The sequence below is a fragment of the Streptomyces sp. NPDC002935 genome, from assembly GCF_040611295.1.
Lineage (GTDB): Bacteria > Actinomycetota > Actinomycetes > Streptomycetales > Streptomycetaceae > Streptomyces.
Genome location: NZ_JBEXNW010000029.1, coordinates 49,892 through 64,504 on the forward strand (window position 1 = coordinate 49,892; position 14,613 = coordinate 64,504).

General features: G+C 69.8%; 14 protein-coding genes and 1 pseudogene. 7 read left to right on the forward strand and 8 right to left on the reverse strand.

The window, feature by feature from the left end:
- Positions 1-3: 3 nt before the first annotated feature.
- Positions 4-717, forward strand: a complete 714-nt coding sequence (locus ABZX90_RS31565; protein ID WP_351131107.1) for a GvpL/GvpF family gas vesicle protein — start codon at positions 4-6, stop codon at positions 715-717.
- Positions 718-762: 45 nt separating this feature from the next.
- Positions 763-1,305, forward strand: coding sequence for a hypothetical protein (locus ABZX90_RS31570; protein ID WP_355210525.1), 543 nt, complete (start codon positions 763-765; stop codon positions 1,303-1,305).
- 95 nt (positions 1,306-1,400) lie between these two features.
- On the opposite strand, the gene ABZX90_RS31575 is transcribed toward ABZX90_RS31570, so the two are convergent.
- Complete coding sequence (locus ABZX90_RS31575) at positions 1,401-2,249, reverse strand: thermonuclease family protein (protein WP_351131108.1); 849 nt, start codon at positions 2,247-2,249, stop codon at positions 1,401-1,403.
- A gap of 489 nt (positions 2,250-2,738) precedes the next feature.
- Here ABZX90_RS31575 and ABZX90_RS31580 point away from each other — a divergent pair, with 489 nt between their 5' ends.
- The 3 genes from ABZX90_RS31580 to ABZX90_RS31590 are packed head-to-tail and all read left to right on the forward strand — an operon-like array spanning position 2,739 to position 5,476.
- On the forward strand, positions 2,739-4,085 hold the full coding sequence (locus ABZX90_RS31580) for a GH25 family lysozyme (RefSeq protein WP_355210528.1): 1,347 nt from the start codon (positions 2,739-2,741) through the stop codon (positions 4,083-4,085).
- Between the two features lie 26 nt (positions 4,086-4,111).
- A complete protein-coding gene (locus tag ABZX90_RS31585; RefSeq protein ID WP_355210531.1) occupies positions 4,112-4,651 on the forward strand; it encodes a hypothetical protein in 540 nt (179 codons plus the stop codon).
- A gap of 45 nt (positions 4,652-4,696) precedes the next feature.
- Positions 4,697-5,476 carry a D-Ala-D-Ala carboxypeptidase family metallohydrolase gene (locus ABZX90_RS31590; RefSeq protein ID WP_351131121.1) on the forward strand — a complete coding sequence of 260 codons (780 nt, stop codon included), beginning with the start codon at positions 4,697-4,699 and terminating at the stop codon, positions 5,474-5,476.
- Positions 5,477-5,545: 69 nt separating this feature from the next.
- On the opposite strand, the gene ABZX90_RS31595 is transcribed toward ABZX90_RS31590, so the two are convergent.
- Both ABZX90_RS31595 and ABZX90_RS31600 read right to left on the reverse strand, forming a co-directional pair.
- Complete coding sequence (locus ABZX90_RS31595) at positions 5,546-6,616, reverse strand: helix-turn-helix domain-containing protein (RefSeq protein WP_355210534.1); 1,071 nt, start codon at positions 6,614-6,616, stop codon at positions 5,546-5,548.
- Positions 6,617-6,854: 238 nt separating this feature from the next.
- Entirely contained in the window at positions 6,855-8,249 is a 1,395-nt protein-coding gene (locus ABZX90_RS31600) for an NAD(P)-binding domain-containing protein (RefSeq protein ID WP_355210537.1), read from the reverse strand.
- Positions 8,250-8,423: 174 nt separating this feature from the next.
- Here ABZX90_RS31600 and ABZX90_RS31605 point away from each other — a divergent pair, with 174 nt between their 5' ends.
- Complete coding sequence (locus tag ABZX90_RS31605; protein ID WP_355210540.1) at positions 8,424-8,789, forward strand: metalloregulator ArsR/SmtB family transcription factor; 366 nt, start codon at positions 8,424-8,426, stop codon at positions 8,787-8,789.
- Positions 8,790-8,917: 128 nt separating this feature from the next.
- On the opposite strand, the gene ABZX90_RS31610 is transcribed toward ABZX90_RS31605, so the two are convergent.
- The 4 genes and pseudogenes from ABZX90_RS31610 to ABZX90_RS31625 all read right to left on the reverse strand — a co-directional run bounded on the left by ABZX90_RS31610 (position 8,918) and on the right by ABZX90_RS31625 (position 11,936).
- Complete coding sequence (locus tag ABZX90_RS31610; RefSeq protein ID WP_355210543.1) at positions 8,918-10,465, reverse strand: FAD-dependent monooxygenase; 1,548 nt, start codon at positions 10,463-10,465, stop codon at positions 8,918-8,920.
- Positions 10,466-10,653: 188 nt separating this feature from the next.
- Positions 10,654-10,776 (reverse strand): annotated as a pseudogene (locus ABZX90_RS31615) (NAD(P)-binding protein); the annotation flags it as partial.
- Positions 10,773-11,555 carry an aquaporin gene (locus tag ABZX90_RS31620; protein WP_355210546.1) on the reverse strand — a complete coding sequence of 261 codons (783 nt, stop codon included), beginning with the start codon at positions 11,553-11,555 and terminating at the stop codon, positions 10,773-10,775. The gene ABZX90_RS31620 and the pseudogene ABZX90_RS31615, both read right to left, overlap by 4 nt.
- A 66-nt stretch (positions 11,556-11,621) precedes the next feature.
- Positions 11,622-11,936, reverse strand: coding sequence for a metalloregulator ArsR/SmtB family transcription factor (locus tag ABZX90_RS31625; RefSeq protein WP_355210549.1), 315 nt, complete (start codon positions 11,934-11,936; stop codon positions 11,622-11,624).
- 182 nt (positions 11,937-12,118) lie between these two features.
- Between ABZX90_RS31625 and ABZX90_RS31630 the strand changes: the two genes are divergently transcribed.
- Positions 12,119-12,538, forward strand: coding sequence for an arsenate reductase ArsC (locus tag ABZX90_RS31630; RefSeq protein WP_355210552.1), 420 nt, complete (start codon positions 12,119-12,121; stop codon positions 12,536-12,538).
- A gap of 257 nt (positions 12,539-12,795) precedes the next feature.
- Here the strand turns inward: ABZX90_RS31630 and ABZX90_RS31635 are convergent, their stop codons facing one another.
- Positions 12,796-14,601 carry a fatty acyl-AMP ligase gene (locus ABZX90_RS31635; RefSeq protein ID WP_355210555.1) on the reverse strand — a complete coding sequence of 602 codons (1,806 nt, stop codon included), beginning with the start codon at positions 14,599-14,601 and terminating at the stop codon, positions 12,796-12,798.
- Between the last annotated feature and the right edge of the window lie 12 nt (positions 14,602-14,613).

Consider the following 14,613-nt stretch of genomic DNA (forward strand, 5'->3'; position numbering starts at 1 on the left):
GCCATGGGCGTTTACATCTACTCGATCACGTCGAAGGACCATCCGCTACGCCTCGACGGTCTCGACGGAGTAGGAGCATCGCCCTCCCGGCTGCGCACGGTGACCGCTGGTCCCCTCTGCGCGGTGGTGAGTGACGCACCGGAGGAACTGCGCCCCGAACACGGGGACATCGGCGCACATCAGGAGGTCCAGCGACGCCTGATGGCGGACGGGACCGTACTGCCCCTGAGGTTCGGCTGCACCGCCCCGGACGACGAAGCGGTCCGGCTCGCGCTGGAAGAGCGCGCGGAGGACTACGCCGACCGGCTGCGCCAGTTGGAGGGCTGCGCCGAGTACCGCCTCAAGGCGTCGCAGGACGAGGAGATGCTGCTGGGCGAGATCCTCTCGGCGTCGGACGTGGCCCGGCGGCTCGACGACAAGATCCGCGCCGGCACGGCGGACCCCGACGCGGCTCCGCGGCTGGGCGAGTTGGTCGCTCACGAGACACGGGCCCGTCAAGAAGCCCTGGCGACAGGGGTGATCGAGGCACTCCGCCCGTTCGCCCGGAAGGTCGACGCCACTCAGCCCGGCGGAACGGACTTCCTCAGCGTCGCTTTCCTCGTGAGCGACGAACAGGACGAGCTGTTCCTCACCACGGAGTTGAGTCTCGCCCACCAGATGGGCGAGGGCTTCGACTTCCGGCTCGACGGACCGCTCCCTCCGTACAGCTTCAGCTGATGGAGACGCCTTCGCCGTAAGGGGCGCCAAAGGTACGACGAGTTGGTGCTCGGCGCCGATGCCGGACGCGTTGCCCTCGGTGTACCGGCTCGGTTCACCTCGGACCACTGGGCACGGCCGAACAACCCGAGATCCATAAAAGGCATCCACCGCTCCCTCACCGCGAAGCCCACGGCCGTGGTGGACCTCGACCGAGGAGCATGGATCCTGGGCTGCAAGCAGGGCACCGGAGGTACCCCTCACCCGCCGAGCGGCCCCGTCTCCCGGCGCGAGCCTGACGCGGACCTGCTCCACCGCTTCGGGAGCTGGGCACGGAAGAACGAGGCCGCCGACTCCGCCCGCCACCTCACCCGGGTCACGCTGATCCACCTCGACGCCTACGAGTACGACGTCGAGCTCGCCACCACGTACACCGCCGGGACCGACGGGCCCGGCGCGCGTCGCCTGGCCCGCGACTTCACGCGCTGGCGGGACGGCGACGACGGTGACGGAAGGGCCTGGAATCTCGTCGTCGCCGACACCGAAGGGCGACGCCTCGACGCCCGCGACCTGCACTCCCCGGAGGAATCGGGAGGCACGGCTCGATGACACTCCCCCACCGCCTCAGATCACGAGGGGCGAAGAAGGTCTCGCCGGTGAGGTGATCGGACAGGGCGGGGAAGGCCTCGGCGTGCGTCATGGGTTCAGGCTTCGTCGAAGAGCAGATCGGCGGCCGGGTACGACAGGCGGACCAGGTCGCCGTTGCTGACTTCGATGACGTGGTGCAGACCCATGAACCGCTTTCCGGTGGACAGGACCGTGACCGGGTCCTCCTGGCCGGCGAGATACGCGGGGAACCAGGTGATCGGCATGCCGAGCTTCAAGTAGTCCACCAGGCGCCGGAACAGCTTGGGCAGGATCACCGAGTCGTTCTCGATGGACGACAGCCCGGTGACCTTCACTCCGGAGAGCGAGACGTCGTCGGGCCATACGCCCTTGCCGGCCGCCTCGGCCTGCTGCGCCGCCGCGGTCAGTTCGAGGCGGAGGTCCTTGAAGAGGCTGCGGTAGAAGGTCGGGAAGGCCAGTCCTTCGGAGACCATGTGGTGGTTGGCCGTCTTCTTCAGGAGAGCCGCGTCGACGGTGATCTCCGTGCCGCTGGTTCCGGGAGGGGTGCCCTTGCCGACCAGGGCGATCACACGGCCGTAGACGTCGGCACCGCGGGTGAGGACGAAGCCGGGTGTGGTGGCGGGAGTCGACGCGGTGACGCTTTCGTCCGGGTCGCGCTGCACATCGGTGAAGCCGAGCCATTCGACGAGCTCGTTCGCCGCGGCATGGGCCTGCGGCAGCGGCTGGTGGGCCCCGTGGTAGTGCGTCTCGAGTGCGTCGATGCCTTCCAGGCGCAGTTTCGCGTGGTCTGCCGGGGTGAGCTGCACGGGGTTCTTGCCCCCGACGAGTTGCCATTCTTCGGTGTTGTCGGCGATGAAGTGGACGGTGTCTCCGTCGGGCGCCGTGTCCTTCAGGGTGAACGAACCCTTGATCAGCAGCATGGGCATGGTGGCTCCTGTGAGTGTCGAGGTGGAGTGGGGGGGAGCGAACACCCCCTGCTCGAACGTTCGAGCGAAGATCGAACGGGAGGATCGACCCCCCATAAGCCGCAAACTACTCGCCGCCACTGGCATATGCCTGTTGCCGCGTCCGAACGGGGGACCGGTCAAGCCGCGACCACACCCAGGAAAGGACGCGAACCCGCACCCGGCGGATCACGGGTCCCTTGGAGTTCGGTACGGGGGCCGCTCCCGTACCGACAGCGCGCACCCCCCTCTCCCGCCGCACATTCGTGCGCCCGTCGGCCTCCTCATCGCGCTTCAGCTCCGCCGTCCGTATCCCATTTGCATCCCAGCGGTGACGCATCTCCGCAGGTCACAGGCGTGCGACTGTCCCAGCGTCCCGATCCGGCGCAAGAGGATCTGTCTCGGATCACCCGCTGCCAGGATGACCAGCGGCCGGGGGTTCCCGGCCACTCATCAGAGGGGGAACACCAGATGGGACGAAGGACGCTTCTGCGGGGTCTGACCCTCGCCGTGGCAGCGGTCCTGCCCCTGTGCGGGCCCGCGGCGGTGCAGGCGGCGCCTGCCACGGCCGCCGCGATCGCGGTCTGCGGGCACACCAGCGCGCAGCCCACGCTGCAACAGGGATCGACGGGGGACGCGACGGTCGAGGCGCAGTGCGAACTCGACCTGGCGACGAAGCCGAGCCGGTACACGCCGATCGCGGCGGACGGCTCGTTCGGATCGGCGACGGAGACGCGGGTCAAGGAGTTCCAGCGGTGCGCCGGACTGAGCGCGGACGGTGTGCTCGGTCCGCAGACCTGGACAGCGCTGAACTCCTGGGCCGCGCAGCCGCACACCTGCGCGAACCAGGGCACGGCGGGCACGGCGCAGGCGACCGTGTGCGGCCACACCGACGCGCGCCCGACCCTCAAGAAGGGCGCGAAGAGCGATGAGGTCAAGGAGGTGCAGTGCCGGCTGAACCTGGCCATGGAGCCGTTCCACTATCCGCCGCTGACCATCGACGGCGACTTCGGGGGCGGCACCGAGGACCGGGTCATCGAGCTCCAGCACTGCGCCAACCTGAGTGCCGACGGCACCGTGGGCCCGAACACCTGGGCGAAGCTGGTGGACTGGTCCAGCCGCAACGCGTACTGCACGCCGCCCCACCCCGCCGGTCACCCGATCGACGGCCTGGACACGGCCAAGTACCAGCACCCCGGCGGGGCGCCGATCGACTGGAAGGCCGTACGGGCCTCGGGTGCCGAGTTCGCGACGGTCAAGGCCACCCGGGGCATGAACGTCACCGACGAATACCTCGCCACCGACCTCGAGGGGGCCAGGGCGGCGGGGCTGGCCGTGGCGCCGTACCACTTCTACACGGGCACGGCGGCCGACACGGGTGCCGCCCAGGCCGACCGGTTCATCGCCGCCGTGCGGGCGACCGGCTACACGGGGAAGCGGGCGGGCGACCTGCCGCCGATCTTCGACCTGGAGCGCATGGACGACGGCAGCGGGCGCTGTCCCACCTACGGCACGGTGGCCGACGCCAAGGCCTGGCTCGACCGGGTGGAGAGCGCCTTCGGCCGCGTCCCGATGATCTACACCCAGAAGTCCTTCCTGGACGACTGCATGGGGACGACCACCGCCTTCGCCCGGTATCCGCTGCAACTCGCGGACTACCGCCAGTCGATCACCCAGCCGCCGCTGCCGAACGGCTCGACGACCTGGGCGATGTGGCAGTACACCGACGCCGCGATCTTCCCGGGCGTCCGGGCGCCGGCGACCGGGGACGTGTTCAACGGCACCCAGGCCGATCTGGACCGGCTGGCCAACCGGTGATCCCGGCCGTACCGAGGAGCATCCCCATGACCGACCGGTCCGTCCCGGACGGCACCAGGGTCACGGTGCCCAACGGCGTACCCCTGAAAGGCAGTTCCGCCACCATCCAGATCGCCTTCCGACCCCTCACCCGAACGGAGACCACCATGATCAGAAGCAGGGCGTTCGCCTCGGTTCTGTTCACCGCGACCGCGCTGCTGGGCGTGGGCGTCGCGCCCGCCTCGGCGCAGTCCTCGGCCGCCGCCATCAGCTGCTACGGCGGTGCCAAGACCCTGACGTACCACTACCAGGAGGCCGCCAAGGAGTACGGCACCTTCACCACGTCCTCGCGGTGCGGTGACATCAACATGCGGCTCCTCAGCACGGACGTGCCGGGGGCGTTCCTGGACGCCTGTGTGGTGTTCGTCGACCACACCACCAAGTGCAACCACGACAACAAGTACTCCACGCACGGCACCCCGTGGGCCACCGTCGCGACCGACGTCAACGACGGCACCCACTTCGTCCTGCGCGTCCACGCCTATGACACCGACGCGCAGAACGTGACGTTCCAGCTCGCCTACTGACCTCCTTCCGCACCCTTTTCGCACCACCGTTCCGAAAGGACGACGATGACTTCCTTCTTCCGCTCCGCCGACGCCCGCTCCGTCGGCAGCCGTCCCCTCGACCGCCGCAGCATGCTGCGCGGCACGCTCGCCGTCGGCGCCGGCGTCGCGTTCGGTCAGCTGCTGTTCTCCGGTGTCGCGCAGGCCTATTCGTGGTCGCGCACCCTCAAGCAGGGCGACAGCGGCGCCGACGTGACCGAGCTGCAGATCCGGGTCGCGGGCTGGGCGGCCGACAGCGCCAGTCACACCCGGGTCGGCCTCGACGGCGACTTCGGCCCCGGCACGGCCGCGGCCGTCAAGCGGTTCCAGGCTGCCTACGGTCTCGACGACGACGGCGTCGTCGGTCCCAACACCCAGGCGAAGCTCAACGCGCTGGAGCAGTCGGACGGCTCCACGGCCCACTTCAACTGGAGCGAGTTCGTGGACCAGTCGAGCGGCACCTTCAACGGGGGCAAGGTGAGCGCGGCGGCCGCGAAGGAGAACGCCCGGCGCTGCATGTACAAGCTGGAGGCGCTGCGCAAGAAGCTGGGAGACAAGCCGGTCACGGTCAACTCCGGCTTCCGCAGCATCGAGCACAACGCCGACATCGGCGGAGCCAGCGACAGCATGCACCTGTACGGCACCGCGGCCGACCTCGATGTGCCCGGCGTGGCCACCAAGACCGTCTACCAGAAGGCGGAGACCTGCGGGTTCTCCGGTCTGGAGCGGTACACCGTCGACCACCAGCACGTCGACAGCAGGGCCGACCTCGGCCGTGACTGGTGGTGGGAGAGCGGCACGGTCTGACGCCGCCCCGGGTGATCCCGAGCCGGAAGTCCCGGGTACCGCGGCGGCGGTACCCGGAACTTCCGGGCTTCAGCTCTTCGGTGCGTTCTTCAGCGCCGCCTCGCAGGACGGCCAGTCGTGGAAATCGTGCCGGGCGCTCCACAGCCGGTGAGCCGCCTGGATGTTCCACTCCGGGTCGAACGCCCGCAGCGGTGTGCCGTCGAGCTCCCGCAGGCGGCCGTCGGAGATCTGGAACACGCCCCAGTTGCGGCTGCCGTTGGTGTTGGGCAGCGTCCACAGCGGGTCCAGGAACGACGCGCAGTGGGCGATGGCCACGGCGGTACGGGGATCCTCGACGAACACCTCACGGATCCGCTGCGCCACCCTCTCCGGTGACCAGGTCGACATGCTCACCTTCTGCGCGTAGAGCGCCTCCTTGGTGGGCCCATCGACCACGTTGTTCGCCGGCATACCCGCCAGCACCTGGAACGCGGTCAGCCTCCGCAGGGTCTCCGGCCCGAAGTCCCCGTCGACACTGAGCCTGCCCTTGGCCCGCACCAGCAGTCTCTGGACCTCGCGCACGCACTCGTCATGCTGTCCCATGCTCACCGACTTGCACGCGGCGGAGTACAGCAGCCTGTCGTCGGCCGGCGACGAGGCGTCGGCGGGCATCCACACGAACCCGGCCACCAGCACCACCACGACCACGGCGGCCAGCACCGCGAAACGGGAGGACAGCTTCTCGGGCACCCGGGACCGCCGCGGCTTCTCGGCCTCGTCGGGGGTGACCTCCTGCGGGACGGCGTCGTCCGGTCCGGGGCTCGCCTGCGCGGGCACGGCAGGTCCGTCCGGTTCCGGTTCCGGTTCCTGTTCTTGTTCCGGGACATCCTCCGCGGTCACGGCCGGTACGTCACGGTCGGTGTCCGCCAGTGCCCACAGCCGGTGGAGTTCACGGAGCTCCTCCGTACTGGCGCCGCACACCTTGGCGAAGGAGTGCACCACCCGGTAGTCCGTCGGGACACTGAGGCCGGAGCAGTACCGATGCAGACTGGAACCACTGACACCCGCCTCCTTGCCGAGGCGGTCATAGCCCCGGCCACTGCGATCCTTCAGCCTCCGAAGACAGACGGCGAACTTTTCGGTTTGCGGAGAGGCAGCCACACACCCACCCTTGCTCAAGCCCCTACTGACGGGTAGAAACTACACCGCAAAAAGGGGTGCGTGCGCCCTTTCGCTGTCCGAGTGCGACAGTCAACGCCCTTTCGAGCGACGGTATTTGAAAGAGTGTCAACTGACAGCGCCGCCACCGCCGCGTCTCCCCCGACGCGCCCGTGGCCTGGCCCTCCCCGGTGGAGCCGGCGGACGCCGCGGGCGCGGTGAGGGCACCTGGGGTCGAGGCTCAGCAGCCGCCGGACGATGAGTCCTCGGTGACGCCAGCCGTGGTGGGGGCGCCGATGCCGATCTGTACGAGTTGCGGCGCCGGAGCGCAGCAGCCTCCGCCGTCGCTCTGTGCGGCTGCCGGGTCGTCGAGGCCTGCGCCTCCGCACACTCCTGTTTCGGGGAGGGTGAGTTCGACGCGGTCGGCGGATTCGAGGTCGCCGGCGATGGCGGCGGTGACGGAGCGGACCTGCTCGTAGCCGGTCATGGCCAGGAAGGTGGGGGCGCGGCCGTAGGACTTCATGCCGACCAGGTAGATGCCCTGCTCGGGGTGGGACAGTTCGCGGTGTCCGTGCGGGTAGACGGTGCCGCAGGAGTGCTGGTTGGGGTCGATGAGCGGTGCCAGTTCGATGGGCGCCTGCAGGCGCTCGTCCAGGCGGAGGCGGATCTCGGAGAGGAAGGACAGGTCGGGGCGGAAGCCGGTCAGCACGATGACCTCGTCGACCGGGTCGAGGCGTCGGCCGTCCTCGCCGACCAGGATCAACCGTCCGTCGGCCGCCCGCTCGATCGCCTCGGTGCGGAAACCGGTGACCGCGTCAGCGTTGCCGTTGTCGACCGCGGCCTTCGCGGCCAGCCCCAGGGCGCCGCGGGCGGGCAGTTGGTCGGCTTCCCCGCCGCCGAACGTGGAACCGCCGATGCCACGGCGCAGCACCCACACCGCGTGCGTGCCCGGCTCGTCCTTGGCGACGTCGGCGAGGGTGGCCAGCGCGGTGAAGGCGGAGGCGCCGGAGCCGATGACGGCGGTGCGCTTTCCGGCGTAGCGAGAGCGGACGGCCGGGTCCTTGAGGTCGGGGACGCGGTAGGCGACGCGGCCGGCGACGGCCCTTTCCCCGAGGGCGGGCAGACCATCGGCCCCGGCCGGGCCGGGCGTGGTCCAGGTACCGGAGGCGTCGATGACGGCGCGGGCGAAGATGCGCTCCTCACGACCGTCGGCGGTGGTGAAGTGCAGGACGAAGGGCCGACTCTCACGGTCGGCGTCGACGACGCGGTCGCGTCCGGTGCGCGACACCCCGGTCACCGTGGCGTGGTAGCGCACGCGGTCGCCCAGGACGTCGGCCAGGGGCTGCAGATACTGCTCGGCCCAGTCGCCGCCGGAGGGGTAGGTGGCCGCGTCGGGCTTGGTCCAGCCGGTCGGCGCGAGGAGCTTTTCTGCAGCCGGGTCAGTGACCTCGCTCCAAGGGGAGAACAGCCTGACATGGGCCCACTCACGCACTGCGGCCGCCGCGGTCGGCCCGGTTTCCAGGACCAGGGGCTCGACGCCGCGCTCGAGAAGGTGGGCCGCGGCCGCCAGGCCGGCCGGGCCGGCTCCGATGACAACGACGGGAAGCTGCTCGCTCATGGCGGAAGGTCTCCTCAAATGCGGGATGGTGGCAGGCGGGGCAGGGGGTCGTTCAGCGGGCCGGGCCGGCGGCGGAGATGGTGGTGGTGCGGAGCGAGGTGACCACGGCAGGAATCCCTTGCTTCGACGTGTATCGATGTCTGTCGATATCTGGAGCTTGCCACTTGCATCGATGAGCGTCAACATAGACACATGTCGAATTCCCAGATGGTGGAGCTCCCGGTCCTGGCGGCCGAACCGGTCGTCCCGTGCTGCCCGCCGATCACCTCGGCCGAGCTGTCCCAGGCCGACGCGGAGAAGATGGCCGCCATGTTCAAGGCGCTGTCGGACCCGGTGCGGCTGCGGCTGTTCTCCAGGGTCGCCTCGCATGAGGGAGGCGAGGCTTGCGTGTGTGACATCCAGGACGTCGGTGTCTCACAGCCGACCGTCTCCCACCATCTGAAGAAGCTGCGCGAGGCCGGTCTGCTGACCTCGGAGCGGCGCGGCACCTGGGTCTACTACCAGGTCGCCCCGTCCGTGGTGGCCGCGATGTCGGCCATGCTCGACCTGCGCTCCTGACCGCCGCCCCGCCGAGCGCGGCAGCTCAGTTCGCGCAGCCTGGCGGGCAGCGGTGCGCCAGATAGTCGTGTCGGCCGACGGCACGAAGGATCCGGGTCGGCACAGTCTGGCCACCGGCTTCCGCTTGGCTATGAAGCCTTGGGTTCGGGACGCGGCAACCAGCGATCCAGGTAACCGGTGAGTCCGGTCAGGTCCGTCCCTGCCGCCCGGTAGGCGATGTACCCATCGGGGCGCACCAAACCGTGCGCGATGCCGTGCCAAGGCCCGGTCATACCGAGGAAGTGGACGTGGATCACGTCCCGGCCGCGGGTGGCGGCAGTGACCTGGCTGGTGGCCCACTCGCCACGAGGGCCGCAAAGGAGCAGGTGGAATCCGGGTGCAGCCGTCATCGCGTGCAGACTCCCTGGGCTGTCCGGGAGCCGGTCACCTGCCCGCGGGCCACGCCTGGACGGGTGCGGGCCCTCGGTCGTGGCGGGACTGCGGCGGTAGTGGATACCCAGTTGGGAGAGCGCGCGGAAGGCTGCGCCGCGCACGCCGGGCAGGCGCAGAACCAGCGGTGCGAGCCGGGGGGCGACACGGGTGCGAGCCAGCCCGATCAGTGGGTTACGGCTGGTCGCGACGGTGAACGCGCGGTCGGTGAAGCGCAGTACGTTCCGGCCGACCGGGGCACGTTCACTCTCGTACGTGTCCAACAGGGCTTCCGGCGCGGCGCCCTGGCTGACGAGGGCCAGCTTCCAGCCGAGATTGAGAGCATCCTGGATGCCGGTGTTCATACCCTGGGCACCTGCGGGGCTGTGGATATGGGCGGCGTCGCCGGCGAGGAAGACGCGGCCCGCGCGGTACCTCTCGGCGCCACGGTTGTGGAGCTTGAAGTCGGTCATCCACACCGGGTCCCGCAGGTGCAGCAGGTCGCCGATGTAGCGGTCGACGATCGCCTGCAACTGCCCGAGGCTCACTGGACTTTGGATGTCCGCGGCCCCTGGTGGTCGCATCGCGAGCATCCGCCAGGTCGCCGGTGAGCCCAGCGGGAAGAAGAACAGCATCCCGGCGTCGGTCATGTAGGCATGCGCCGCACCGTGTTCCAGACCGTCGACCTCCAGGTCCGCGAGCAGAAAGGTCTGCGGGTAGGCGTGGCCGCCGAAGCCGATCCCGGCCTGATCGCGGACCGTGCTGTGCGCCCCGTCGCAGCCGACGACACAGCGCGCCCTCACGCTCTCCTCGCGCCCGTCCTGGTGCCGCAGATCGCAGGCCACGTGAGTGCCTTCGGGGGCCTGCTTCAGCAGCTCGGTGCCCCGCTCGATGGCTGTGTCGGCCTCGGCGAGATGGGCGCCGAGCACGCTCTCCGTGTCGGCCTGGGAGAGGAAGAGCAAGAAGGGGTACGGGGTGTCGGCGACGCCGACGTCGAACAACGGCAGCCGCACGGTACGACCGGGTAGATGCATCCGCAGCTGTACAGCCGGGTTCCCGCGCGCGACGAGCTCGTCCGTCACCCCGAAGGGGGCGAGGGCTTCCAGGGTTCTCGGCTGAATGGCCAGCGCACGCGATTCCCGGGCACGGTCCAGGTGCCGGTCGATGATCCGGAACCGGAGACGGTACCTCTGCAGCTGAGCGGCAAGAGCCAACCCGGTCGGCCCGGCGCCCACCACCAGAACGTCAAGCGACTCGCGGTCAGTCATGGCAGCAGTGTGCCTCTGCCGGTCAGGAAATGCTGCAGTCCATCAGCACCGAGATCGTGCGCGCGGCGTCGCGGGCCGGACACCCGACACCCGACACCGGACACCGGACACCCGACACCGATGAGGGTGGCGAAGGCCGGTCCGGTCCGGTCGCCGTAGCCGAGCAGGTGCGGGCGCGGCTCGCCCACGCCGCCCGGCGTGGACCGGGCGTCGAGGATGACGAAGTCGATGCCGAGGCGGCGCAGGTGGTAGCCGGCGGCGAGTGCGGCCTGACCGCCGCCGATCACCACGACCTGGGTCGCCTGTTTCACGCGGCGGGCTGCTCGGCAGGCGCGCGGCCGGGCATGAAGACGAGCGCCACCAGCCCGAGTCCGACCACCGCGCCGACGAGCTGCATGGCGATGAAGCCCGCGACCGAGCCCGGCGCGATGCCCGCGAAGGTGTCCGTGAAGGCGCGGCCGATCGTCACCGCCGGATTGGCGAAGGACGTCGAGGAGGTGAACCAGTAGGCGGCGCCGATGTACGAGGCGACGGCCACGGGGGCGAAGCGCAGGCGGTCCGTGCGGGCCAGGCCGAAGATCAGCAGGATCAGTCCGGCGGTGGCCACGACCTCGCCCAGCAGCAGGTGCCCGGCGGAGCGTTCGTGCGTGGACCACTTGACCAATTGCTCGCCGAACATCGCGTCGGCCAGAACGGCGCCCGCGATCGCGCCGGCGATCTGCGCGGGGACGTACACAGCCGCTTCCCGAAGCGTGACTCCGGCGCCGCCGCGACGAGCCGTCCACCATTCGGCGAGCGTGACGGCAGGGTTGAAGTGCGCGCCGGATACCGGGCCGAGCAGGGCGATCAGGACGCCGAGCCCGAAGACAGTGGCGAGGGAGTTGGCCAGAAGCTGGAGGCCGACATCGCGGGTCAGCTCGGTGGCCTGGATGCCGGAGCCGACCACGACCGCCACCAGGGCCGCCGTGCCGACCAGTTCGGCGGCGGCCTTGGCGACCAGCGGGGCACGGGGCGGGGTGGCCCCCGGGGCCGGCTGCAGCTCGCCGGCGGGTATGGCGGACCTCGTGGCGGACTCGTGGGTGGCGGTCAACAGGACTCCTCGGTGCGGTCGCCTCGGGCGACGGGTACGCGGGCGACAGGGGTCAGGGGCCGGCGATCAGGGGCAGGACCGCTTGACGTTGTTCTCGGCGGTGACACGCGCGGCCTCCGCGAGATCGGCGAACTGGCCGGCGAGAGCTGCGATGACGTCGGGCTTGAGCCGGTAGTAGGTGAACCGGCCGCACGGCTCGGTCTCCACGACCCCGGCTTCGCGCAGCACCTTCAGGTGGTTGGAGAGGTTGGTCTGTTTGACGCCCGTCTCCTCGATCAGATGCGTGCTGCAGAGCGTTTCTCGGGCGAGCAGGGTGACAATCTGGAGCCGGAGCGGGTCGGCCAGAACCCGGATCAGATCAGTGTCGACTGACGTCATCATGGGCTGATACTTTCACATCATTCCGAGCTGATGTCAGCTTGTACTGAACCCTGAGGCCCGGATCCCACCGAGGGGGTTTCTCATGACTTCGTCCCCACCCCCTTTCCTGCCCGAAGAACGCCTCGCGGCCGGAGCCGCCCGGCTCGCCGTCGCACCCGATCCGCACCGTGAAGGAAGAACCGATGTCCTCCAGCCCGCTCGCTTCCGTGTTGTTCGTCTGCGTCCACAACGCCGGGCGCTCGCAGATGGCCGCAGGATTCCTCGGCCACCTCGCGGGCGACCGGATCGAGGTCCGCTCGGCCGGATCCATCCCGGGTGACCAGGTCAACCCGGCCGCGGTCGAGGCCATGAAGGAGGTCGGCGTCGACATCGCCGACGCCGAGCCGAAGATCCTCACCACCGAGGCCGTCCAGGCGTCGGACTACGTCATCACCATGGGCTGCGGCGACGCCTGCCCGATCTTCCCCGGCAAGAAGTACCTCGACTGGGCGCTGGAGGACCCGGCGGGCAAGGGTGTCGAGTCCGTCCGCCCGATCCGCGACGAGATCAGGACCCGCATCGAGGCCCTGATCGCCGAGATCGACGCCCAGCAGGAGGCGTAGCACGGTGACCGTGAGAGACGACGTGCACGAGGTCATCGGCTCCGGCCCCGCCGGATACACCGCTGCCCTCACCACCGAGTCGGCTGCCGGACGGTCTTCAGTACCGAGGCGTCATGCCCCTCCAGCAGCCCACCGTCCACCGCCATGACCGCAACCGGCAGCCGGGCTCCGCGCTCGGGATCCGGCGTCGGCGAACCTGCGCGGTGCCCTGGCCGGCAGGGCCCCGCCAGGGCACCGGCTGCGCAGAGGGCGCACCGTCATTCGATGAGGGCCGCCTCGAAGGAACCCCCGAGGTATCGGTCCCGGCTGTCGCGCCGTTGCAGCTTGCCGGTCGTCGTGAGCGGCAGCGTCCCCGGCTTGAGGAGCACGACATCGTGCACCTGGATGCGGTGTCCCGCGTGGACCGCGCGCCTGATCTCCCGTTTGATCTCCTGGGCGGTCACTTGATCACCGGTCTCGCCGCCGGCTGCCGTCGTCTCGGCGAGCACGATGAGACGTTCGTGTGCGCCGTCGTCGACCGACACCGCGCAGGTACCGAACTCGCGGACCGCCGGGTGGCTGGCCTCGACGGTGGCCTCGATGTCCTGCGGGTAGTGGTTGGCGCCGGCGATGATGATGACATCCTTTGCCCGGCCGGTGATGAACAGCTCCCCGTTCCGCACAAATCCGAGGTCACCGGTACGGAGAAACCGCTCCCCCGGCTGGTCGGGAAGGGACCCCATGAAGGTCTCGGCAGTCTCCATGGGAGCGTTCAGATACCCCGTTGCGACGCTCGGGCCGGACACGAAGATCTCACCCACCTCGTCCTCACCGCAGGGCTTGCCCGTCTCCAGGTCTACGGTTACAGCCGTGCTCAACGGATGGATCGGACCGCAACCGACCAACTCCCGGCTGTCCTGGCCCGACGCGGCCGGGCGCACCCTTCCGGCGGCGAGCGACGCGGAGTCCAGCCGCAGGACTTCCGGGGCCTGACCGATCGGCACGGCCGTGACCATCACCGTCGCCTCGGCGAGGCCGTACGCGGGGGACAGCGCCTCGCGCCGGAAGCCGGCCTCCGCGAACGCCGCGCTGAAGCGGTCGAGCGTATCGGACCGGACGGGCTCACCTCCGACCAGCGCCATCTCCCAACGGCTGAGGTCGAGTTCCCGGCGCTGAGCGTCCGTCACCCGGCGGACGCACAGGTCGTAGGCGAAGTTCGGCGCGCAACTGTCCGCGCGTCCGAGCCGGGAGATGGCCCGCAGCCACGTGAGTGGACGCTGCACGAAGGTCATCGTCGGTAACAGGGTGACGTCCCGGCCGGAGAAAAGGGGGTCGAGGACATTGCAGATGAGGCCCATGTTGTGGTGGGGCGGCAGCCACGACACCGACGACGGGCGGGGCAGCCCGGCGTCGTCGGCAGACCGGCGTGTGTTGTCGTAGATCAACGACAGATTGTGCAGCACATTGCCATGAGTGATCGCGACGCCTTTCGGCACACCGGTCGATCCCGATGAGTACTGCAGATAGGCGACCATCTCAGCGGCGACCACCGGTGGGGTCCACTCCTGAGCCAGGTCCAGGCGCACCTCGTCGGTCGCCACCCGGTTGAGTCGGGCGAGCCCGTCGGTGTCGGTGAGGACCTGCTCCGCGGCGGCAAGCACCGGGCCGGTCGACAGGAACAGCGAGGGCTCGGAACTCGCGGCAATCGACTCCACCCGAGTCCATTTGGCGTTGCTCCGCGTCCCGTCGAGCGGAGCCACCGGCACCGGGATCAGACCCGCATAGACGCAGCCCAGGAAGGCGGCGTGGAAATCCAGTCCCGGCGGGTAACTCAACAGCGCGCGTGCGCGCGCGGCAGGAACCTGCTGTCGTAGCCGCACGGCGACCGCCCGCGCCCTGCGGTCGAGTTCGGCCAGGGTCAGTGACTCTGATTCCTCGACACCGTCGCCCAGGAACGCGAAGCTCTTGCGGTCGGGCTCGGCTGCCGCACGAGTGCGGCACAGGTCGATCAGCGTCGGCAGTGCGCTGTGCTCGCCGGCCACCGCCTCGGGCAGTCGGACACCGTGCTCGTGATGGGTTCGCATGTGACCACTCCG